Origin of the sequence: Aurantimonas aggregata, from assembly GCF_010500835.1 — a bacterium.
Classification (GTDB): Bacteria; Pseudomonadota; Alphaproteobacteria; order Rhizobiales; family Rhizobiaceae; genus Aurantimonas; species Aurantimonas aggregata.
Genome location: NZ_JAAAMJ010000010.1, coordinates 132233 through 153851 on the forward strand (window position 1 = coordinate 132233; position 21619 = coordinate 153851).

The window sequence follows — 21619 nt, forward strand, 5'->3', positions numbered from 1 at the left end:
GCGGCGTTTTAATGACCCCTGAGGCCGGATAGCCGGTGCAAATGACAGCGGCGCAACAGCCGGATGACAAAACGATGAATGTCCGGACGGCTGACGGATCAGCCCTTATGCGCGGGGGAGGCCAAAGTTGCGCTCCGTCGGCGGGAAGGCGTTGGGACTTTGCGGGAGCGGCGTCACGTGGACACGAGATCGCCCGCTTCCGCCCCCCGAAGACCTGCCGGCGGCGCCATCGACGACCGTTCGCCCGTCAGGCTCAGGCGCTGCCAAACAGGCAGAGACGGTCCATCGGCAGGAAGCGCACGCGGTCGCCGGGCGACACCTTTTCGGCGTCCGCCGGAATGACACAGAATCCGTCGGCGGCGGCAAGCGGCATCAGCCGGGCCGAGCCGCCCCGCCCCAGCGTCTCGACGATGATGGTGCCGTCGCGATCGCGCCCGGTGATCAAGGCAGGGGCGAACTCGATACGGCCCGGGGTGACACGGCGCTCGAACCCGGCCGTCGCCGGCAGGTCCTGCAAGGCTGGCGCGGCCATGCCGGCCAGTGCCGCCACGACCTGTCGGCCGATGATCATGGCGCCCACCAGGGCGGCCAGCGGATTGCCGGGCAGGCCGAGGATGAAGGCTTCGCCGATGCGGCCGAAGGCGAGGGGCTTTCCGGGCTTCATGCCGATCTTGAGCGGTGTCAGGAAGCCGCCGGCGGCTTCCACCGATCCGCGGACGAGGTCCTCTTCGCCGACCGAGACACCGCCCGAGGTGATGACGAGATCGGCCGTTGCCGCCGCATCCCCGATCGCCGCCGCGATCCCCGCGGCATCGTCGGGAACGATCCCGGCGTCGATCGTCTTGATGGCAGGATGATCGAGCAGCGCCAGCAGCATGACGCGGTTGGGATCGTAGATCGCCCCTTCGCTGAGGGTTTCGCCCGGCGCCCGCAGTTCCGTGCCGGTGGACAGGACGGCGACCCGCAACCGCCGTCCGACCGTCACGTGCGAAAGTCCGGACGCGGCGAGCAGTGCCAGATGCCGCGGGTCGATGACCGTGCCGCCCGGCAGCAGATCGGCGCCGGCCGGCACGTCCTCGCCTTCGAGCCGGATGTTGTCGCCGGCGCGGTAGCTTCGGCGGGGCATGACGACCCCGTCCACGACGTCGGCATGTTCCTGCATCACCACCGCATCGCAGCCGGGCGGAATGGCGGCACCGGTAAAGATGCGGACGGCGTCGCCGGGGCGAACCTCGTCGCTCCTCGGCCTGCCCGCCGCGACGCGGCCGACCAGCCTGAAACCGGCGGCCGGGTCGGCCGCGGAACGGAAGGCGAGGGCGTAGCCGTCGACCGCCGAATGATCGAAGGGTGGCAGGCTGCGTGGCGCCGCGATCGCACCCCGAAGGATGCGGCCGCGCGCCCGGCCGAGAGGGACCGGCTCGACGCCGGCGATCGGTACCAGCGTCGCCAGTACCCGGGCGGCTGCTTCCGAAGGTGTCAGCAGGCGCCGCGCATCCGAACAGATGTCGGCGCCCGGATCGTCGGTTCGTGCCATGCCCGCCATCCCGATTGCCGTGTCGCCGCGAGAGAAGGGCGGCTTGCGCCGCCCTTGCTTCCTCAGATCCGGTATTCCTTCGACTTGAAGGAGAGGTGATCGACCGAGGCGGGCTTGTCGGCCAGCTTGCGGATGTTCGCCCAGGTGTTCTTGTAGTTCGGGATGATCAGCTCGTTGACCCCCGCATTGACCACGTTGCCCTGCACGCCGCTCGGATAGCCGAACAGCATGAAGGTCTCGCCAGGGCGGGCGGAGGGCGTGGGATAGACCATCGCCTGGGTCGAGCCGACATCGTTCCAGACCTCGACCAGATCGCCCTCGGCGACAGACAGCTTGGCCATGTCGTCGGGATGCATGTCGATGAACGGGTAGGGCCAGCGATCCATGACCATCTCGTTTTCCTTGTCGAGATAGGCCGACTGCCAGACCAGATTGGCCCGGCCGTTGTTGATCAGGAAGGGGAAGCGCTCGCGCTCGGCTTCCTTGCCCTCGGCCTGCAGCCCGCCCCATTCGGCGACGAGGAACAGCGCGCGGCCGTCATCCGTACCGAACTGGCCGTCCGCATAGAGCCGCTTGGTGCCGACGATCTCGCCGTTCTCGAAGCCCGTCGCCGGTTCCTGGAAGCCGTTGGTGCCCATGGCGCGCAGCCGGTCGTAGGTGACGTGCTCGCCGCCGGCGGCGTTCTTGCGGTAGCCGTCCTCGAAGACGTCCTCCTCGGTCTGCCAGTCGAATCCCTGGAACTTGTCTGCATAGGCCGCGTCGCCCATCTCGCGCAGCACCCGCTCCATGTTGTTGGCGAGCCGCGCGGCGATGATCGCGTCGCCCATCGCCTGGCCGGGAGGGTCCATGTAGCGCTCGGTGATGCGCATGCGGCGCTCGCCGTTCATCGAGGTGAGGTTGATCTCGCCGGACGTGGCGGCCGGCAGGATGACGTGCGCTGCCTCGCCGATGCTGGTCGGGACGATGTCGACATCGACCACGAACAGCCCGCCATCGTCGATGGCCGCGACGATGGCGTTCACCAGCGCCTCGCGGTCGCCATAGGGGACCGAGTTGATCGCGTCCTTCACCTTGTCGCTGCGCTCCTTGTAGGTGCGCTTGAACTGCATGGCGTTGAGCGTCGTCTTGTAGTTGTCGCAGCCCCAGATGTGGTGGACCGCGCCTTCGCCATTGATCAGGAGCTGGTCGACATAGGGGGCCGGGCGGCCGACGTGAGCATCGCTCGGCCGGACGTAGCCTTCCTGGTGTCCGCCGAGGCGGACGACGCCGCCGCCGGGGCGGCCGACATTGCCGGTCGCCAGCGCAAGGTTCACCAGCGCGCCATTGGTGCGATAGTTGTCATTGCCCCAGATCAGCCCCTTCTCGTAGGCGAACATCGTGCGCCGGCGCGCATTGTCGCCCTTCGGCTGGGCGATCCATTCGGCCGCCTTGCGGATGTCGTCGACCGAGAGGCCGGTGATTTCCGCCGCCTGCTCGAGGCTGGTGCGGTTGCGCTCCACCGCGTCGGCGAAGGTCGTCAGCGGCGCCGGCTGGCCCTTGGTGGAGGGCTTGCGCGGCAGCATCTGGGACTGGTCGGCCCCGGTTTCGGTGCCCGCGACGGCGGTGTGGGCGTCGATGAATTCCTGGTCCACCCAGCCCTGATCGGCGATATAGGTGAACATCGCATTGAGCAGCACCATGTCGGTGCCGGCCTTCACCGGAAGGTGCAGGACATTGTCCGGCCCGGCCTCGGCCTCGCAGGCGTTGACGCTGACGGTGCGGCGCGGGTCGACGAAGACGATGCGCGCGGCGGGGTGTTCCTCGCCCGGGGTCTCGCTGTCCTTGAGGCTGGCGGTGCTGCCGCGCAGGTTGGGGATCCAGTGGTTGAGGAAGTAGTTGGTCTGCGCCTCGAGCGGGTTCGCGCCGACGACGAAGATCGTGTCGGCGAGTTCGGCATCCTCGTAGCAATTGTTGAGCTCGCCGATGCCCATGTCGCGGGTGGCGTGAACCTCGGAATTGTAGGCCGGGCGGTTGTGGATGCGGATGTTGCGCACCTTCATCGCCTCGAAATAAAGCTTGCCCGTGCCCCAGGTGAATTCGTAGCCGCCGCCGGCGCCGCCATGGTCGGAAGCCGACACGACCAGCGCGTCCTCGCCGCGGTCCTTGACGATGCGCGCGGTGACGCGGGCGACGAGGTCGAGCGCGTCGTCCCAGCTCGTCGGCTGCAACTGGCCGTAGCGCCAGACCAGCGGGTCGGTGAGGCGCTGCATCTGCGTCTGGCGGGCGCGGCTGTAGCTCATCTCGGCGATGCGGGCGCCGCGCGCCGAGGCGAGGCCGGAATTGACGACGCAGTCATGGTCGGGCTTGACCACCAGATGCACGTCCCGGCCGTCCTGCTTGACGACATTGTACATCGAGGGAGCGTACCAAGCGGCCGACTGCGCGTACTGCTGCACCGAAAGGTCCTCGCCAAACACGTTGTCGGCGGCGGCGACGCCGCCCTGGCGGTTGATGTCCCAGCTATAGGCCTTGTAGCCGCAACCGACGATGCAATAGTGGCAGACCACGGTCTGCACCTTGGCGTCGGCGGGGATGATCGGCAGGCGATCGATCTGTCTCTTGTAAGCCATGGTGATCCTCCCTCAGAGAACGTTCGACAGACGACCGTAGAGCAGCTCATCGACGCCCTCGGCGTAGATGTCGCCCTTGTCGTCGACGCGCAGCACGTATTGCGGCAGGTTCTGGGTCGCATGTCCCCAGACCTGCATGCCGCCCTGCTCGACGTCGAAGACCGAGTAGTGGCCGGGGCAGTTGAAGGTCCGGGAATCGGCCGTGTAGGAGAGCGGGAAGCCCTGATGCGGGCAGCTCGTGGTGAAGCCGACGATGTCGCTGTCGGGACCCGCGCCACCGGGCACCGCCTTGCCGAGCTTCAGGAGCACGCCCGGCGCATCGTCGTCCGGATAGGCGACGTAGAGCGGGTCGTTCTCAATCAGCTCGCTGACATTGCCGAGGCGGTTCGACGGATAGGCCACCCGCGCGAGCTGCGCCGGCGCTGCGGTCTGGGCCTGCGCCGGCAAGGCGGCGGTCGCGGCGGCGCCCGCCGCGGCAACGGCGCTGCCGCGCAGGAACTGGCGGCGGCCGATATCGACCTTCTTGTCGCATCTCTGCATGGAAACCTCCCTCTGGTGTCCGGGAGGCCATTGCATGCCGCGTGCCAGTTTAGAAGCGCCCTAAAAACCGCCGCGGCAGGATCGGGCGAGCGGGTCCATGTGCGGATATCCGGACATGCTGCACTGCCGTCCGTTCGCGAACCCGAACATCGCGGGCGACGGCTCTAGGAGCCGAGGCCGAAGCGGCGCATCTTTTCCCACAGCGTCGTTCGGGAGACCGACAACAGCCGGGCGGCATCGCCGATCTGGCCGCTTGTCGCATCGAGCGCCCGCAGGATCTCGCGGCGCTCGGCCGCGTCCCGCGCCGTCGCCAGCGAGGCGACGAAGGCGGCGGGCTCGGCGGCGTCGGCCGGCTGTTCGGGGAACAGGTCCACCGGCGCGATCCACTCGCCGTCGGCGAGCGCGACGGCCCGCTCCAGCCGGTTGCGGAGCTCGCGTACATTGCCGGGCCAGGCATGCGCGATCGCCGCCTCCTCGGCCAGCGAGCTGATGCCGCGCAGGGACGTGCCGTCCTGCGTCAGGGCATCGAAGAGGCGCTGCATCAGCCAGGGAATGTCCTGCGGCCTGTCGCGCAGCGGTGGCACCTCGATCGAGACGACGTTGATGCGGTAGAGCAGGTCCTCGCGGAAACGGCCCTCGGCGACCGCCTTCGGCAGCGCCTGGTTGGTCGCGGTGACGACGCGGGCACGGAACGGCACCGGCGCCACGCCGCCGACGCGGTCGATCTCGCGGTTCTCCAGCAGCCGCAGCAGCTTGCCCTGCAACTTCAGCGGCATTTCGCCGATCTCGTCGAGGAACAGCGTTCCCGCCGCGGCGCGTTCGGCGTAGCCGAGATGCTGGCCGGCCGCGCCCGAGAACGCGCCGCGCTCGTGGCCGAAGATCTCGCTCTCCAGCAGATCGTCCGGGATCGCCGCGCAGTTCACCGCCACGAAGGGTTCGCCCGCATTGCCGGACTGGGCATGGAGAAAGCGGGCGCAGACCTCCTTGCCGACGCCCGTCTCGCCGGTGACGAGCACCGGGGCCGGCCGGTCGGCCAGCCGCCGCAGCAGGGTCTCGATCGCCTGCATCCCCGGCGACAGGCCGAGAATGCCGCTGACCGTCGGCTCGATGGGGCGCAACAGCCCGTCGAGCCGGCTGAGGAACGCGTCCATCTTGAAGGGCTTCGTCAGATAGTCGCCGGCCCCCGCCCGCATCAGCCGCACCGCCTGGTCGACGTCGCCATAGCCGGTGATGAACAGGAACGGGGCGGCCGTCTTGTCGCTCACCTGCCGGAACACGTCCTCGCCCGAGATCTGCGGCAGGCGCATGTCGCAGATGACGATGTCCGGCTTGAACGCGGCCACTTCACGCGCGGCGCGGGCGCCGTCGTGCCACCATTGAACGGTGCCGCCTTCCAGCGTCAGGCGCTGGACGAGCGACTCGCCCATGATCGGATCGTCTTCGACGACGGCGATGCGGCGGCGCTCAAGCAACATCGGACAGAGCCTCTTCCTCACGGAGCGGGACCCGCAGAACGATCCGCGTTCCGCCCAGCGCACTCGTCGCGACGTCCATTTCGCCGCGCATCTCCGCCACCAGCCGCCGGACCAGCCAGAGCCCCAGGCCGGCCTGGGGCTCGTAGGGGGATCGCGGCTCGTCCGGCGATGTCAGGAACCGGGCGGCCTCCGCCGGCAGGCCCGAGCCGCTGTCGTCGATCGTTGCCACCAGCTGAGCGCCGGCCTGACGGGCCGAGAACAGCACCACCGAGCCGTTCGGCGAGGCGGCGCAGGCATTCAGCAACAGGTTCAACAAGGTCTGCCGGATCTTCGTCGCGTCGACCGGGATACCTGCCGATATCTCGCTCGTCCAGCCGAGGGTGATCGCGCGGCGCTCGGTTTCCGGGCGCATCAGCAGCCGCAGGTCGTCGAGATCGGCCGGCTGCAGCGGCCGGCATTCCCCGCCCGCCCGGTAGCTGACCAGCGCCGTCTTCACCACGTCGCGGATGCCGCCGAGGCCGCGTTCCAGCAGCGCGATCGTCGCCTTGCGGACCAGCGGCTTGTCGCCATGGCGCTTCAGCGTGTCGAGGCTGTTGAACAGCCCGCCGAGCGGATTGTTGATCTCGTGCGCCATGCCCGAGGCCAGCCGGCCGAGGCTCGCCAGGCGCTGCTCGTCGGCGAGGCGCTGCGCGAGTTCCTCGCGCTCGCGGACCGCGTCGACGAGCCGGCCGTAGGACCGGAACAGCCGCCCGGTCTCGCCGCGCGCCGTCTGCAGCGCGGCCGGGACCGGCATCACGTCGGACATGGCGCTCTTCTGCAGATGGTCGCTGAGGATGCGGATCGGCCGGACCATGCGCTTGACGACGAGATAGCCGAGAATGGCGAGGATGAGGGTGATGAGCGCATTCGAGGCGATCAGCGTCAGCAGCACCTCGCGGCGTTCGGCGGCCAGATGCGCCGTGTCGAAGCTGGCATAGACGCTGCCGAGGGTGCGATCCTGGAAGACGAGGTCGCGGCTGAGATAGGCGCGGGACCCGTCATCCTCGGCGAGAAAGCCGCCGCCCGGAGGAAAGTGGGCGGCCACGTCCGCCGGCAGGGAAATGCCCGTCGGCACGGCGCGCGGATCGGAGGCCGCGAGGACCGTCGCCTGCGCGTCGAGCACGATCGTGCCGGCGGGGGCGAGCCCGCGATACATGCCCCTGGCACGGTCGATCGTGTCGAACGCCTCCCACACGTCGTGGCGCAGCAGCGCCGGGATCAGCGACGAGGAGAGGCCGTCGAGATAGGCGTTGCCCATCTCCTGAAGGTGCTTTTCCTGGGTCGCCTGGAGGCGGCTGAGCACCTGCTGCGAGACGAGAACGCTGACCGCCACCATCAGCATCGCAACGAGCGTCGGAATCTTGACGGTGAGCGGCCACGAGGCTGCGAGACGCCGCGGCATCAGGTTGCGTGCCGGAGCTGATCGACCATCCCCGCAATCCCGGCATAGAGATCGGGCTCCGCGGCAGCGAAACCGTCGAGCCGCAGCATGGAGAGCACCTCGCGTCCCAGCGGATCGGTCCGCATGGCGAGCAGCGCGTCGCGCAGCATCCGTGTCGCGGCACTGTCCGCGGCGGCCCTGGCGCTGGCGATCGGCGGAAAGCCCAGCCATTCAGACGCGCGCAGCACCCGCGTCTGCCCGGTGAGCTCCGGCTCCAGCTCCTGCATCACCTCCCAGACATAGCCGTCGACGCTGCCCGAACCGGCTAGACCCGAAGCCACCGCCCGCACGACATTGCGGTGCCCGTAAGTGTAGAAGCTGCTGCGGAAGAAACTCCCGACGCTCTCGCCGGCTTCCGCCAGCAGCGCCGCCGTCACCAGGTATCCTGAGTTGGAATCCGGGTCCGACAGTGCGTGGACGTCGCCGCGAAGCATTCGCCAGTCGCTGCCGGGCCGGTTCCGGTCGACGATCAGGTAGGACTGGTAGCGCGGCTGCTGGCGCCAGACCGGCACGGCGACGAGGGAGAGTTCGTTTTCGTACTGCACGAAGGGATAGCCGCAGATCCAGGCGGCATCGACCTGGCCGGAAACGACCAGCGCGGTGATCTCCTGGTAGGTCCGGCGGCTGACCAGTTCGACCGGCAGACCCGTCGCCTTCTCCAGATAGGCGCGCAGCCTGTCGAGAAGATCGAGATCGGAATTGCGAAAGACCGGCGTCAGGCCGAAGGCCAGCCCCGTCCGTGTCGAGGCGATCGCCGGGCGAGGCAAGGCAGAAGCCAGCGCGGTCGCCGCCAGCCCCTGGAGCAGTGTCCGCCGGGCGACGGCGGAAGTATCCGTGGCAGGGCCGCCGCGCCGCATCAGTGCCTCACCGGTGTTGCTTGTAAACATTCCAGAAAAGCATCGTCCGATCGGACGACGCGGTCAATGGGCGGTGCGCCGCGCGCATTCGCACCGGGTGGGCTTCGGCAAGGGTGGCCGATCGTCGTCACGTCGTCGGACTGACGGTTGCGGCTGCCGATGCCATTATCGGCAGCTGCAACCGATCAGGCGGCCTTGCTCGGCACCGCCGGCTCCTCGGCCGTATCCGCCAGCTCAGCCCGCGGGTCGAGGGCGAAGCTGGCGGGGGTCTGGGTCCGCGCCAAGGGCACGGTCTGGAAGTCCGGGCGCTCGTCGATCGGCATCGCCTCGCGCCGGTAGGTCCGGTAGAAGGAATAGGCGGCATAGAACGCCGCGGCGCTGCCGATCGACTGGAAGATGCCGCGCGGGCCGTATGTCTCCATCAGGAACGCCGCGTAGATCGGGCCGATCATCGTGCCGACGCCGTAGAGGATCAGCATGCCGCTGGCGATCTTCACGAAGTCGGAATCGGCCGCGTAGTCGTTGGCATGCGCGACGGAGAGCGAATAGGCCGGATAGACGACGCCGCCGATCAGGAAGGCGAGGACGAAGAGCACCGCGGGGCTGCTGCCGGAGAGGTAGACGCCGGCGGTGCCGGCGGCGACGCCGATGAGGCCCGCCGCAGTCATCACGTAGCGCCGGTCGACCTTGTCGGAAATCCGCCCGAGCGGCACCTGGAAGACGATGCCGCCGGCCATGGCGGCGACGACCAGCGTCGCGATCTCCGTCGTCGACAGTCCGGCCTTTTCGCCGAAGACCGGCGCCATGTTGTTCCACGCCCCCGACAGGACGCCCGCCAGCAGCACGCCGACGGCGGCGACCGGGGAGTTGCGGAAGATCGGGATCAGGTTGATCTTGATCGTCGTCAGCGGTTTCGGCGATTCCGCCTTGGACAGGGCGTTCGGGATGACCGCCATCGCGAACAGGATGGCGCAGAGCATGAACGGCACGGTGAGCTGGGGCTGGCTGAGCGGCATGACGTACTGCCCGCCCATCATCGCGCCCATCGTCACCACCATGTATATCGAGAAGATCCGGCCGCGCGTCTCGTTGGTGACGCGCTCGTTCAGCCAGCTCTCGATGATCATGTAGCAGCCGGCCAGCGCGAAGCCGGCGAGCGCCCGGAACAGGATCCAGGCATAGGGATCGACCACGATGGCGCACAGCAGCACCGAAATCGCCATCAGCGAGGCGAGGCTCGAGAACGTCCGCACGTGGCCGGCGCGCTGCACGATGGCCGGAATGATCATGCAGCCCGCCGTGAAGGCGATGGCGTAGGACGTGCCGAAGGCGCCGATCTGGTAGCTCGACCAGCCCTCGATCGAACCGCGCACCGGCAGGAGGATGCCCATCAGCCCGGCGCCCGCCATCAGGAAGAAGGTGGATACGAGCAGCGAGGCGATCGGCAGAAGGGGCATGTCGGGCCTTGGCGAAACGGAGTGGATGGCGCGGCAGCGCGACTGTCTGCGACGGGCCCGGCTTCGACGGCCGGGCAGGAATGCAATGCCGTTCGCCCGCTCTAGGGATTAACGGCGGCTTTGGCGAGGCTCTTGTGCCTGCCGATCATGACGAGGATCGGACGGAACTCAGTCCGGCGGCGAATTTTCCGTCAGGCGGGCCTTTAGCGCGAGGAGATCGCGCCAGGCGAGCTTCTTCTGCGCCGGCTGGCGGAGCAGATAGGCCGGGTGCAGCATCGCCGTCGCGGCGATCGTGTCCGCCTCGCCGAGGCCGAAGCTGTAGGTCGTCCAGCGCCCGCGGATCCGCAATATGCCTTCGTCGGAGGCGAGGATCGCCTTGGCGGCAGGCGAGCCGAGGCAGACGAGGATCTTCGGGCGCACGAGCTCGATATGGCGCTGCACGAAGGGCAGGCAGATCTGCGTCTCCGCCGGCGTCGGCGGCCGGTTGCCAGGCGGGCGCCAGGGGACGGTGTTGGTCACCCGGACGTTCTGCCGCTCGAGCCCGATGGCGGCCAGCATGCGGTCGAGCAGCTGGCCGGAGCGGCCGACGAAGGGCACGCCCGCGATATCCTCCTCGCGGCCCGGCGCCTCGCCGACGAACATGATTTCGGCGCTCTCGGCGCCGTCGCCGAAGACGGTGGACTTGGCGGTGATCCGGAGATTGCAGCTTTCGAACGCGTCGAGCGCCGCCTGCAGCTCGGCAAGCGTCGCGGCCGAGCGGGCGCGCTCGCGGGCGTCTGCAATCGCGACGTCGTCCGGGACGGCGGCGCGGCTGGTGGCGAAGGTGCCGGCGGGCTCGGCAGGCAAAGTGGGGGCGGGCGCATGAGCCGGCTGCGCCGGTGCCGGCACGGCTGGCGTCGACGACACGGCCCGCCGCCCGTCGCGCGCGGCGATTTCGGCCCGCGTCTCGGCAAACCGATCGCGCGGCGCCTCGCCGACGAAGCAGTCGATGCCGGCGTCGCGATACCATTCGAGCATCGCGATCGCGGCGTCGCGGCCGATGTCTGGCTGTGCGGCGTTCATGGATCCGTCCTAGCCGATTTCGGCGCGGCAGGCGACGTGTTCGGGGCGGGATCGTTCAATGGCTCACGGTCTGCGAGAACAGATTGATCACCAGCACGCCGGCGAGGATCAGCGCGAGGCCGAGGAAGCCCGCCGCATCGATCGAGGTGCGGAACCAGAACAGGTCGACCAGCGCCAGGATGACGATGCCGGCGCCCGACCAGATCGCGTAGACGATGCCGACGGGCAGCGTGCGCAGCGGCAGCGACAGGAAATAGAACGCCAGCGCATAGGCCGCGACCGTGACCAGCGACGGCAGCAGTCGCGTGAAGCCGTGGGTTGATTTCAGCGCCGTCGTGCCGACGATCTCGCACAGAATGGCGACGGCCAGGAAGAGAGCGTTCACGGGGAGCCTCGCGGTGGCGGAAAGCCTCTCTTCTCCCGGCGCGCTTTGCCGGGTCAAGCGGCTCACCTGTTACAGCAGCAGGCATTCGGTGCGATTGACGCCCACGTCAATCAAGTTAGAACTCGTCCAGACATCGGATCGCGCTAGTCTGTCGGCTTCTGGCCAGGGCGGCGCGATCCGGCCGGGGATGCGAGAATGGGAGACGAGATGAGCCACGCCGAGACGCTGCCGGAACGCGAATCGATGGAGTTCGACGTGGTGATCGTCGGCGCGGGCCCCGCCGGGCTCGCCGCGGCGATCCGCCTGAAGCAGCTCGATCCGGAGCTGACGGTTGTGGTGCTCGAGAAGGGCGGCGAGGTCGGGGCGCACATCCTCTCCGGCAACGTGCTCGATCCGTCGGCGCTCGACATCCTCTTGCCGGAGTGGCGCGACGAGGAGACGCCGATCAGGACGAAGGTCACCGACGACCGGTTCTATCTCTACGGCGAAAAGGGCTCGATCCGCCTGCCGAACGCACTGATGCCCCGGCTGATGGGCAATCACGGCAACTACATCGTCTCGCTCGGCCTCGTCTGCAAATGGATGGCCGAGAAGGCCGAGGCGCTGGGCGTCGAGATCTATCCGGGCTTTGCCGCGACCGAGATCCTCTATGACGACGCCAACGCCGTGATCGGCGTCGCCACCGGCGACATGGGCATCACCCGCGAGGGCGAGCCGGGCGCCGCCTTCGCTCGCGGCATGGCGCTGCTCGGCAAATACGTGATGATCGGCGAGGGCGTGCGCGGCTCGCTCGCCAAGCAGCTGATCCGCTCCTATGGCCTCGACGAGGGCCGCGAGCCGCAGAAATTCGGCCTCGGCATCAAGGAACTCTGGGAGATCGCGCCGGAGAAATCCAAGCCCGGCCGTGTCGAGCACTCCTTCGGCTGGCCGTTGGGCGGCGGCACCGGCGGCGGCTCGTTCCTGTATCACCTGGAAGACAACCAGGTGTATGTCGGCTTCGTCGTCCACCTCAACTACAAGAACCCGTATCTGTCGCCCTTCGAGGAATTCCAGCGCTTCAAGACGCATCCCGACGTCGCCGAGCTGCTCGCCGGCGGCAAGCGCATCGCCTATGGGGCGCGGGCGATCACCGAGGGCGGCTGGCAATCGGTGCCGAAACTGGTGTTCCCCGGCGGGGCGCTGATCGGCTGCTCGGCCGGCTTCGTCAACGTGCCGCGCATCAAGGGCGCACACAACGCCATGACATCAGGCATGCTGGCGGCGGAAGCGGCCGCCGAGGCCATCGCCGCCGGCCGCGCGCACGACCGGCTCGCCGCCTATGACGATGCCTGGCGCGGCTCGGCCATCGGCCGCGACCTCAAGCCGGTCCGCAACGTCAAGCCGCTCTGGTCGAAATACGGCACGCTGCTCGGCATCGCGCTGGGCGGGATCGACATGTGGACGAACTCGCTGTTCGGCTTCTCGTTCTTCGGCACCCGCAAGCACGGCAAGCCCGACTACGCCTGCCTCGAGCCGGCGGCGAAGCATACGCCGATCACCTATGCCAAGCCCGACGGGGTGCTGACCTTCGACAAGGTCTCCTCGGTCTATCTCTCCAACACCAATCACGAGGAGGACCAGCCGGTCCATCTCCAGGTGAAGGACCCGGCGCTGCAGCATTCCTCGGAATACGCCGTCTATGCCGGCCCGTCGCAGCGCTACTGCCCGGCCGGCGTCTACGAATGGGTCGTCGGGGAGGACGGCAAGGAGACCTATGTGATCAACGGCCAGAACTGCGTCCACTGCAAGACCTGCGACATCAAGGACCCGAACCAGAACATCAACTGGGTGCCGCCGCAGGGCGGCGAGGGCCCGGTGTATCAGGTGATGTGAACGGGCTGTTGCGCTGCCTCAGGAACGTGAAGGGGAGACCACCATGCGACTGCTGCTGATCCTCGTCCTGCTGCTCGCCGCTCTGCCGGCGCGCGCCGACGACGAATACGACGCGTGTCTGAACGACGCCGACGCCAGCATGCAGGACATGGGCGCCTGTGGCGCTGAATGGATCGACCGCGAGGATGCGCGCCTGAACGAGATGTGGCAGGCGCTGCTCGATGAACTCCCCGAGGCCAGCGAGGAGATGCTGCGCGAAGAGCAGCGCGCCTGGCTCGCCTATCGCGACAAGACCTGCCTGTTCTACCTGGACGCGGTCGAATACGGCCAGGTCGGCCGGTATCTGTCCTATCCGTCCTGCCGGGCCTTCGTCATCGCCCAGCGGACGGAAGCGCTGGGGGAGATCAGGGAGTCGGTGGCGCCGATCTAGGGGAAGACCGGCGGCAGAGGGACGTTTTCGGCCCGCGATATAGGCAGGCGGATCGGCCTGCGCTTCGCTCCGAGGACAGACCAGCACGACGAGGCGCTCTGCGCCGCCCTGCCAGCCAGCTTGCCATGGAGCGGCGGGGTACGGCGAGAAAGTCCAATCAAGCGCGAGCTTTTCCCCTATAGCGGGCCATCGGCGTCGGTGCGTCGGAGTCCGAAGGAACGTCCAGATTGCTCGAGCTTCGTGAACCGATCCCAGCGGAAGATGCCCAGCCAGCACTCCCGGCAGTCGCACCCACGAGGCAGGCCCCGGGACTTTTCGTGTCGCGGTTACAGCGTGTCGGCATCCGGCCCCGCCTGCTGGCCGTGATCCTCGCGGCGGTGACCCCGTTCGTCGTCTTGGTCGCTGTTGAAATCCGGTCGGACTTTCACGAGACCATCGCCGCCGTTCGGGCGGAGGTTCGGGTTGCGGCCGAGCTAGCCGCCAGCCACCAGTCGAGAGCGTTCCTGGAAAGCCGCGTGTTCCTCGACACGCTCCGATATTCCTTGCCTGCGATTCTCGCCGGCGGCCCCGGATGCGGCGCCGCGCTGGAGCGTCTGCTGGATGCCAACCCCCAGTTCAACAGCATCGGCATCGTCGACCAGGCAGGGACGTCGGTCTGCGACCGTCCGGCGGGCGCGGCGGGGTTGCTCGAGGACACCGGGCTCTTCGAGCGCGTGGCAGAGGCCGGCGGCGATGGTTTTGCCGTCGGTGATTTCACGTTGGGCATGGTCACGGACCGGCCGATCCTGAGCATGGCGATCGGGAGCCCACCAAGCATCGGATTTGCCTTCGTCGGCTACGATCTGGCGAAACTCGTCTCGATAAGCGATCACACCAAGCTGGCCGCCGGTGCGACCGTATCGATGCTGGACAGCCGAAGCGGGCGCTTTGTCACGGTCGACGAAGCAGGCGGCATACGCCTGACGGATGCCGTTCCCGGCGACGCGCTGGCGCTTGCCGCCGTCGAGGGTCCCCGATCCGGGATCACGGATGCGGTCGGCCTCGACGGTGTCGAGAGGATCTTCGGTTTCGCTGCGGTGCCGGGAACGGAGGCGACGGGGTTCTTCGTGTCGGTCGGCGTCTCGAAATCGGACGCGCTCGCGCCGGTATATGCCCGTTCGATGAAGGCAGCGGCGACGGCACTCCTCGTCTGCCTTCTCGCCTGCCTGACGACATGGTGGCTCGGGACGAGGACCCATGTCAGACCGATCATCCGACTGACCAGGGTGGCGGAAAGGATCGGCATCGGCGATCTCGAGACGAGGGTCGAGATCGCTCGTTGGCAGGCCCCCGAGTTCCGCCGTCTGGGCACCAAGCTCAACCGGATGACGGAGCGATTGCAGGCGGTGCGGGCGGCGGAGCAAGCTGCCGCCGCACGGGACGCGATCTACAGGCTGCTCGCCGAGAACACCGCCGACGTGGTGGTGCGGCTCGACGCTGAGGGGACGTGCACCTTCGTGTCACCGGCAGCGCGCGAAGTGCTGGGCACCGACCCTCTCGACATGCTCGGCTCCGATCCAGCCGCGATCAGCGTTCCCGAGGATCGCAGCGTCGTGGTCGAGATGATCGCCACGCTCCAGGGCGGCGATCGGGTTTCCGACGTGCGCTTCCGCGTCGGCCATCCGGATGCCGTCGCGGAATGGGTGGAAGTGACGGCACGGCCGCTGGCGGGCGGCGGAGCGGTGCTCGTCGTGCGCGATATCACCCGGCGGGTGACGATCGAGGAGGAACTCAAGGAGGCCAACCGTCGCCTCGGGGTTCTCGCGTTCGAGGACGCTCTCACGGGCCTGACCAACCGTCGCGCCTTCGACGAGCGGTTCGAAGCCGAGTTCAAGCGCGCTGTCCGCGACAAGACCGATCTCAGCCTGATCATCCTCGACATCGACCGCTTCAAGAATTTCAACGATACCTACGGCCATCCCGCAGGCGACGCGTGCCTGCGTCTCGTCGCCACGGTTTTCCGGCAGAGCCTCAACCGGCCCGGCGACGTGGGCGCTCGTTACGGCGGTGAGGAGTTAGCCGCGATCCTTCCCGGAACACCTCCGGAGGGCGCGGCCGACAGGGCCTGGGCCATCCGCTCCGCGATCCGTTCGCTGGGCCGTGAACACGCCGGATCCGAGTTCGGCATCGTCACGGCGAGCCTCGGGGTGGCGACGCTCTCCGCCGGCTCGGGCTATGTCGACGCCGCGGCAATGGTGGAGGGAGCGGACCGCCAACTCTACGAGGCCAAGGCGGCCGGTCGGGACACGATGCGGGCCGAGCCTCGCGGACAGGCTTAGAGGGAACCGGCGCGGCCGGGGACAATGCACCGACAGCGGCTGCCCACGACCGAAAAGCCATCATCGCGCCGGTCTCGAGCCCAAATCCTCATGGAACCGGAGCAGGTAACCGTCCGGATCGGCCACCACGAACTGCTGATGGCCTTTCTCGATCGGTCCGACAAGGTACCATTTCTCCTCGAGGGGAAGGTAAAGCGCGATCCGGTTGCGCTTCAGCGACTCAAGCAGAGGCCGCAAAGAGGGAACGCGGATCTGGACGTTGAGCCCCTTTCCGAAGGGATAAGTGTCGGGGAGGCTCGTTCCCCCGAAGGTCCGTCCCAGACCGATCTGGTCGATCATCAACTCGGCCGAACCCAGCTTGAGATAGCCGAATCCTTCCTCCGGGCGCTCGTAAGCGCATGAGAAGCCGAGGACAGCGCAGTAGAAGTTCCTCGACCGGCGATAGTCGGTGACGGCGAATTCCGGGACGAGCGCGTTGGTCATGGGGTTAGAGACCCTAGTGTGTGGCACCTTCGTCACCGAGTGAGACGATGGTATTCGAGTACGTTCGAACGGGTATCGTGCTGATAAGGATGAGGCGCGCTCGTCGCGTCCGGCATTGGCCGCTTTGGGTGGAAGAACGAACCCGCTTCCGCGGGATGGGCGGCGGCTTCGTCGTTGGCGGACTGACATGAGCGCCTTGCGCTGATTGAGCGTTGCCCGATGCGGGCGGACGATCCTGGCTCCTTCACTCGAACGGAGCCTTCCCATGAACACCCTGCCTGTTCCCGCAGCGTCGGCCAGCCCGCTGCGCCAGCGCCTGATCGCCGACATGTCGATGCGCCGCTTCTCGATGGAGACGCAGCGCAACTATCTGCGTGACGTCGGGCGCCTCGCCTCGTTTCTCGGGCGCTCGCCCGACACGGCCAGCGCCGAGGATTTGCGCCGCTTCCATATTGCGCTCCAAGAGACCGGTCTCGGCGTGCCGACGATGAACGCCATCGTCTCGGCGCTACGCTTCTTCTTTATCCAGACGATCGACCGACCCGATCTCGCCCGCAAGTTGGTGCGCCTGCGCTACCCCCGCAGCCTACCCAATGTTCTCAGCCCCGACGAGGTGCGCCGCCTGCTCGGCGCCACCGTCTGCCTGAAGCATCTGGCAGCGCTCTCGGTCGCTTACGGCGCGGGCTTGCGCGCCTCCGAGGTGGCGAGCCATCGGCGCGCCCTCGACGAGCAGTTGGACTCCGAGTTCCCTAGGGCGGTCCGCGCCAAGACCGACCTCAGCTTTCTCCTGATCGATGTGGACAGCTTCAAGTCCTTCAACGACACGTACGGGCACCCAGCCGGAGACGAATGCCTTCGCCGGATCGGCGGGGCGCTTGAGGGAAACCTGCGGCGTCCGGGGGACTTTACGGCGCGCTATGGCGGAGAGGAGCTTGCGGCGGTGATGCCCGCCACGAGCGCGGCCGGAGCCTTCGAGCGGGCAGAGGCCGTGCGTCAGGCAGTCCGGGAACTGGCGATTCCGCATTCCGGCAGCAGCCACGGTGTCGTGACGATCAGCGCGGGCGTTGCGACGTTGACGGCAGGGGCGGGAGCGGAACTGCGGGATCTCGCCGGGTTAATCCAGTCGGCGGATGTGGCACTTTACCAAGCCAAGGCCAACGGTCGGGATACGGTCGTCGCCGCGGCCGCGTAGCACGCGTTGTGCGAAGGCTCACGTTCGGCAATACTCTGCGCCACCCCCGGTCCCAGCGTCGCAGTTAATTTATGTGAGTAACCGAAACTATTCCCGATTGGGGTGGAATGCAGACAGGCAGCTCCGGAGCAGCAACTGTGGACAAGCAGACATTGTACGTCGCGCTGACCCTGGGCTGTTGGTTATCAGGCGGGAAAACGCGCAGCGACGCCATCAACGACGTCGTCGACAATCCCCTGCAACTCAGTCGGTGTGGCTCCATCCCGCGCTTGGATCGAAATGCCCTGCATGATGGCTGACAGATGCCGGGCAAGTCGTTGCGCTGTGTCTTCGTCCAAGAAGGGGTGCAGCGCTGTCCCGATCCTGCCTCGCAAGGCATCGCGCCGTGCGGCAGCGTCATGAGCCAGGGGGGCGTGATCCGGATGACATGCAATCATGCCGCTGGAGACCATGCACCCGCCCTCGCGGTCGGGATGTGTCACGGACCGGACGGCACCCTCCAGCAGCGTCCGCATGGCGTCCGCCAACGATGGGTTTTCACCAAAGTCGAGTTCAATGGAACCGTATCTCTCCTCGTATCGATCGATCGCCTCCCTATAGAGCCCTTCCTTACTCCCGAAAGCGGAGTAGAGGCTCGGGGGGGCGATTCCGATCGCCTTCGTGAGGTCGCCGATCGAGACGCCCTCATAGCCGCTTCGCCAGAACAGGCGCATCGCCGTCTCGACAGCCTGGTCTCGGTCGAAACTCCAAGGTCGACCGCCGCGTGATTTCTTCTCAGGTTGCATACCGATCACTAAACAAAGTTTGACAGGCCGTGTCAATGGCGTTAGTTAGCGATCAGTAAACAACTCGGAGACAACAAATGACCAACCCACGACGCGCGTTCCTGTCAGGCGTCGCAGGCCTCGTCGCTTTGGCGATCGGGACGGCTGCCATCGCACCGCACGCCCAGGCTACGCCCGCTTCCCCGACTGCTGCCATCTTCTCAATAACGAAAAATGCAGTTGGCCGGGAGACGTTTGCCGTTCGCTCAAAGGATGGCACCAACCTCGTCGGGGAAGTACAGGGCAATCCAGAAGCGCCCGAGATTCTGCTCATCCACGGACTACGGCAAAGCCGGCTGAGCTGGGAGAAGCAACTCGCCGATCCGGCGCTCAGTGGTTTCCGGATCGTGAGCTTCGATCTTCGCGGACACGGCGATTCAGATAAGCCCGAGATGCCTGAAGCCTATTCGGAAGCGGACAAGTGGGCGGACGACGTTGCCGCCGTGATCAGCGCGACGAAACTCCAACGGCCCGTACTCGTAGGCTGGTCACTCGGTGGCTACGTGGCTGGCGCCTACCTGCGCAAATATGGCGGCGAGGCGATTGCGGGTGTCAATCTAGTGGATGCGGTCACCAAGTTGTCGCCGGACCTTTTTACCAAAGAGACAGGGGCCTTTGCAGTTACGGGCACTTCGCATGATCTCGCCACGCGGACGGCTGCGACGGTTGACTTCCTCGCTGCCTGCTTCCATCAGCCTCCTACGGAGCTCGAAATGCAGCGGATGCTTGTCGTCAACGGCATGACGGCACGGGCGGCCAACGAAGGGTTCCTTCAATCCAACACAACTGACTTGGAACCCGCCTTCAAAGCATATGCGGGCCCGATCCTTTTGACGCATGGCGTTCATGACCGCCTGGTTCGGATTGCCATGTCGGAGCGTATCCAGGCCATCCATCCGAACAGTCGGCTTTCAGTTTATCAGGAGAGCGGTCATAGCCCGTTTTACGAAGAGCCGGTTCGCTTCGGGGAGGAACTGGCCACGTTCGTGCGTGACGCCAACAAAGACTAGTTGTATACAACGTTCTATGTTCCATAACGGCATTGGATGACACTGCGGCACTGCACGCGGCATCTAATAGCAATTTCCGCTTTAGAGTAGCGTAGCGGCGGTCGCCGACGTCGTGGATGGGTCGTGAGCAGAACGCCAGGTATCCGCAAAGGAGCTCCAGAAGCTGCCGGTCCGCTGTCGGCCCGAAGCGCCGCCGGAAATCATTTCTGACGAGGGTGGCTCGCCGGCTTCTGTTACTGAGACGGGATCTTCAAAAGCGGACAGGCCCGATACCTCCCGACAATGCCGGGCTTCGGTTCAAGGACTGATCGGAACTGTTCGCGCGTCCCATCCGAGCATAGCAGTCTCGGCCACCGACCGCAGCTCCCGGCTGCTGGCGCCGTCCCGCGCGAGGATGGACATGCCGCTCTGAACAGTCTGCACGAAGCGCCCGAGCGCATGGATGTCGATCGATGCCGGGATCTCACCGCTTTCTATCGCCTCGACCAGGCGTGTCTTGATGCGCTCGAGCGAGACGCTCCGCTCCGAACGAACCAAGGCGCCGAGCTCGGCATGTCCCTCGCACCCGACGGAGGACAAGGTGACCATGCAGCCCCGGGGACTGTCGTAGAGCGATCCCGTCAGCGCATCCGCCAATGCCAGAAGATAGGCCTCGACGGCCTCTCGAGCCGTTCTCGCTGAGTGGAAGCAGGTCCAGGCGTGGTGCTCGTAGCTGTCGACGTAGTGTCGTACCGCCTCGGCGTAGAGCGCCTCCTTGGAACCGAAGGCAGCATAAAGGCTCGGCGACCCGATCCCCATCGCTTCCGTCAACTCGGCCATCGAAGTCGCCTCGAAACCCTTCTGCCAGAACAGGCGCATTGCTGCGCCGAGCGCCGTCTCGCGGTCGAACGCACGGGGGCGCCCGCGAACGCGGGGTCTGGTTTCACAGAGCTTCGTAATGCGACTTCCATCATTTTGCATCGATCGACACATAACTGGATTGACCGCCGCCAACAAGGGCCCTATTTTTGTATCGATCAACACAGAAAGGGATGATCATGCAGGACTTGGTAGGCAAGCGCGCTTTGGTGACGGGCGCCTCGCGTGGAATAGGCGCGGCAATCGCTGTGGCGTTGGCCGAGAAGGGCGCCGATGTCGCGATCACCTATTCCGGTTCGGCGGACCGGGCGGCCGAGGTCGCCCGGACGATCGAGGGGAAGGGCCGCAAGGCGCTGGCCATTCAGGCCGATAGCGGCGATCCAGCTTCCATCAAGCGGTCGGTGGAGGAGACGGTTGCCGCGCTGGGCGGTCTCGACATCCTCGTCAACAACGCGGGGATCGCGCTCTACAACACGATTGCCGAGTTCGGCGTGGACGAAATCGACGCGCTGCTCCGTGTGAACGTGCGCTCCCCTATCCTCGCCGCACAGGCCGCTATCCCTCATCTGAAAGCGGGCGGGCGCATCGTCTCGATCGGCTCGGCGGGCGCCGAGCGCATCGTCGGCGATCCGGGAACCGTGTACTACATGACGAAGTCGGCGCTTCAGTCTTTCACGCGCGGCTTAGCGCGGGAACTGGGCCCACGTGACGTCACCGTGAACCTCGTCCAGCCGGGCTCGACCAACACCGACATGAACCCGGCCGACGGCCAGTTCTCCGACTGGCAGCGTTCGCTGATGCCGCTCGGCCGCTATGGCGATCCGGAGGACGTCGCTGCGGCAGTCGCGTTCCTGGCGAGTCCGGCAGCCAAGCATATCACCGGTGCGATCCTGAATGTCGACGGCGGCCTGAACACCTAAGCCGCACGCCCCTGTGCCGTCCCACCTGTCGGCACAGGGGCTGGTCACCCGGAGAAGGTCAGTTCCCGATCGTTCGCGATCCATCCGGTCGTGACCATGGCATCGACGGGCGGCGCAGCCGTAGAGCGGATGCCGACCCGCCTCGAACGGCCGCTTCCGAGGATCGACCATCAGCCCGGCGAGTGTCTGATACCAACGTGCGCTGATCAGAACTCATGCGCCCAGTCCCGCATTCCGATTGAGATGATTTTCCAGGGCTGATCGACGAGCTTGTTCCAAGCGTCACAGCAGTGGGCGACGATGTCGTCGTAGT

Annotated in this window: 18 protein-coding genes; 6 read left to right on the plus strand and 12 right to left on the minus strand. The window is 66.8% G+C overall.

The window, feature by feature from the left end:
• Positions 1-253 precede the first annotated feature (253 nt).
• From GTW51_RS14015 to GTW51_RS14055, 9 genes are all read right to left on the minus strand, one after another.
• Positions 254-1534, minus strand: a complete 1281-nt coding sequence (locus GTW51_RS14015; protein WP_163044594.1) for a molybdopterin molybdotransferase MoeA — start codon at positions 1532-1534, stop codon at positions 254-256.
• Between the two features lie 62 nt (positions 1535-1596).
• On the minus strand, positions 1597-4143 hold the full coding sequence (locus GTW51_RS14020) for an arsenate reductase (azurin) large subunit (protein WP_163044596.1): 2547 nt from the start codon (positions 4141-4143) through the stop codon (positions 1597-1599).
• A gap of 12 nt (positions 4144-4155) precedes the next feature.
• Positions 4156-4683: an arsenate reductase (azurin) small subunit gene (locus GTW51_RS14025; RefSeq protein ID WP_163044598.1), complete on the minus strand. Its 528-nt coding sequence runs from the start codon at positions 4681-4683 to the stop codon at positions 4156-4158.
• Between the two features lie 164 nt (positions 4684-4847).
• Positions 4848-6158 carry a sigma-54-dependent transcriptional regulator gene (locus GTW51_RS14030; protein WP_163044600.1) on the minus strand — a complete coding sequence of 437 codons (1311 nt, stop codon included), beginning with the start codon at positions 6156-6158 and terminating at the stop codon, positions 4848-4850.
• Positions 6148-7599, minus strand: a complete 1452-nt coding sequence (locus GTW51_RS14035; RefSeq protein ID WP_163044601.1) for a sensor histidine kinase — start codon at positions 7597-7599, stop codon at positions 6148-6150. Before GTW51_RS14035 ends, GTW51_RS14030 begins: the two co-directional genes overlap by 11 nt.
• Positions 7599-8525 carry a substrate-binding domain-containing protein gene (locus tag GTW51_RS14040; RefSeq protein WP_246233107.1) on the minus strand — a complete coding sequence of 309 codons (927 nt, stop codon included), beginning with the start codon at positions 8523-8525 and terminating at the stop codon, positions 7599-7601. Before GTW51_RS14040 ends, GTW51_RS14035 begins: the two co-directional genes overlap by 1 nt.
• 155 nt (positions 8526-8680) lie before the next feature.
• Positions 8681-9952 carry an MFS transporter gene (locus GTW51_RS14045; protein WP_163044602.1) on the minus strand — a complete coding sequence of 424 codons (1272 nt, stop codon included), beginning with the start codon at positions 9950-9952 and terminating at the stop codon, positions 8681-8683.
• 168 nt (positions 9953-10120) lie between these two features.
• Entirely contained in the window at positions 10121-11014 is an 894-nt protein-coding gene (locus GTW51_RS14050) for a uracil-DNA glycosylase (RefSeq protein ID WP_163044603.1), read from the minus strand.
• A gap of 55 nt (positions 11015-11069) precedes the next feature.
• Positions 11070-11399, minus strand: coding sequence for an SMR family transporter (locus GTW51_RS14055; protein WP_163044604.1), 330 nt, complete (start codon positions 11397-11399; stop codon positions 11070-11072).
• Positions 11400-11606: 207 nt separating this feature from the next.
• On the opposite strand from GTW51_RS14055, the gene GTW51_RS14060 reads away from it, so the two are divergent.
• The 3 genes from GTW51_RS14060 (at position 11607) to GTW51_RS24510 (ending at position 16019) form a co-directional block, all read left to right on the plus strand.
• Entirely contained in the window at positions 11607-13271 is a 1665-nt protein-coding gene (locus tag GTW51_RS14060) for an electron transfer flavoprotein-ubiquinone oxidoreductase (protein ID WP_163044637.1), read from the plus strand.
• Between the two features lie 43 nt (positions 13272-13314).
• Positions 13315-13701: a lysozyme inhibitor LprI family protein gene (locus GTW51_RS14065; RefSeq protein WP_163044605.1), complete on the plus strand. Its 387-nt coding sequence runs from the start codon at positions 13315-13317 to the stop codon at positions 13699-13701.
• Between the two features lie 317 nt (positions 13702-14018).
• Positions 14019-16019, plus strand: a complete 2001-nt coding sequence (locus tag GTW51_RS24510; RefSeq protein WP_163044606.1) for a diguanylate cyclase — start codon at positions 14019-14021, stop codon at positions 16017-16019.
• 60 nt (positions 16020-16079) lie between these two features.
• Here the strand turns inward: GTW51_RS24510 and GTW51_RS14075 are convergent, their stop codons facing one another.
• Positions 16080-16502, minus strand: a complete 423-nt coding sequence (locus GTW51_RS14075) for a bleomycin resistance protein (RefSeq protein WP_163044607.1) — start codon at positions 16500-16502, stop codon at positions 16080-16082.
• A 265-nt stretch (positions 16503-16767) separates the two neighbouring features.
• Between GTW51_RS14075 and GTW51_RS14080 the strand changes: the two genes are divergently transcribed.
• Positions 16768-17694 carry a diguanylate cyclase gene (locus tag GTW51_RS14080; protein WP_163044609.1) on the plus strand — a complete coding sequence of 309 codons (927 nt, stop codon included), beginning with the start codon at positions 16768-16770 and terminating at the stop codon, positions 17692-17694.
• Positions 17695-17879: 185 nt separating this feature from the next.
• On the opposite strand, the gene GTW51_RS14085 is transcribed toward GTW51_RS14080, so the two are convergent.
• Complete coding sequence (locus tag GTW51_RS14085) at positions 17880-18479, minus strand: TetR/AcrR family transcriptional regulator (protein ID WP_163044611.1); 600 nt, start codon at positions 18477-18479, stop codon at positions 17880-17882.
• Positions 18480-18556: 77 nt separating this feature from the next.
• Between GTW51_RS14085 and GTW51_RS14090 the strand changes: the two genes are divergently transcribed.
• Positions 18557-19528 carry an alpha/beta fold hydrolase gene (locus tag GTW51_RS14090; protein ID WP_163044613.1) on the plus strand — a complete coding sequence of 324 codons (972 nt, stop codon included), beginning with the start codon at positions 18557-18559 and terminating at the stop codon, positions 19526-19528.
• A gap of 297 nt (positions 19529-19825) precedes the next feature.
• On the opposite strand, the gene GTW51_RS14095 is transcribed toward GTW51_RS14090, so the two are convergent.
• Positions 19826-20488: a TetR/AcrR family transcriptional regulator gene (locus GTW51_RS14095; protein ID WP_163044639.1), complete on the minus strand. Its 663-nt coding sequence runs from the start codon at positions 20486-20488 to the stop codon at positions 19826-19828.
• A gap of 77 nt (positions 20489-20565) precedes the next feature.
• On the opposite strand from GTW51_RS14095, the gene GTW51_RS14100 reads away from it, so the two are divergent.
• Positions 20566-21306 carry an SDR family NAD(P)-dependent oxidoreductase gene (locus tag GTW51_RS14100; protein ID WP_163044615.1) on the plus strand — a complete coding sequence of 247 codons (741 nt, stop codon included), beginning with the start codon at positions 20566-20568 and terminating at the stop codon, positions 21304-21306.
• The last annotated feature ends 313 nt before the right edge of the window (positions 21307-21619 follow it).